The sequence below is a fragment of the Vaccinium witches'-broom phytoplasma str. VAC genome, assembly GCF_000309405.1.
Lineage (GTDB): Bacteria > Bacillota_I > Bacilli_A > Acholeplasmatales > Acholeplasmataceae > Phytoplasma.
The window spans coordinates 1-660 of sequence record NZ_AKIN01000092.1; the positions used below are offsets into that span (position 1 = coordinate 1).

Here is a 660-nt window from a genome sequence, read left to right on the forward strand (position 1 = left end):
CAAACTAAGTATTCGCCAATTAAAACAAGGAATAATAGTTCAATTTTATCAACATTTAACCACGAAGCAACCAAATCATCATGTGGCATTTCATTAATACTTGGTTAACAAAGCTAAATAATAGCCTTAATACTATCAGTCATTATTTCTTTACTTATCAAAATCAATGGTTAAATTTAGGTTTATTAACAATTATTTTATTATTTCTTCCTCATCTTTTATATTTAATTGATTTTCTTTTTAAATGTCTTTATCACATTCTACGGTTTATTTATTATTTAGGAAAATATCTTTTATTATTATTAAAGAAAATATTTAAGAAAGAATGAATATTATGAGAATCAAAAACTTAAATCAACGCACTAAATTATGGTATCAACACCGAAAAAAATACATCAACGCTTCCGAAATCGCTTCCATTACAGGGTTAGATCCCTTTCGTTCCATGGAACAATTAGTTCATGATAAACTCTTTGGCACCACTTTTACCGCTAATCAATACACTCTTCATGGCCAAAAAATGGAGCCCATCGCTCGTAAATTTTTCATGCAAAAAACTAATTTAACTTTCGAAGACGCTATTTTTGTGGATGATCAAGTTAACCTTTTTTCCGCTTCTTTAGATGGTTACAATGAACAACATCAAGCTGTTTTAGAAAT

At 28.5% G+C, this 660-nt stretch carries 1 protein-coding gene; it reads left to right on the plus strand.

The features are described 5' to 3' along the window. Positions 1-334: 334 nt before the first annotated feature. On the plus strand, positions 335-660 hold a 326-nt coding region (locus tag RI68_RS02065; RefSeq protein WP_017193591.1), incomplete at its 3' end, for a lambda-exonuclease family protein.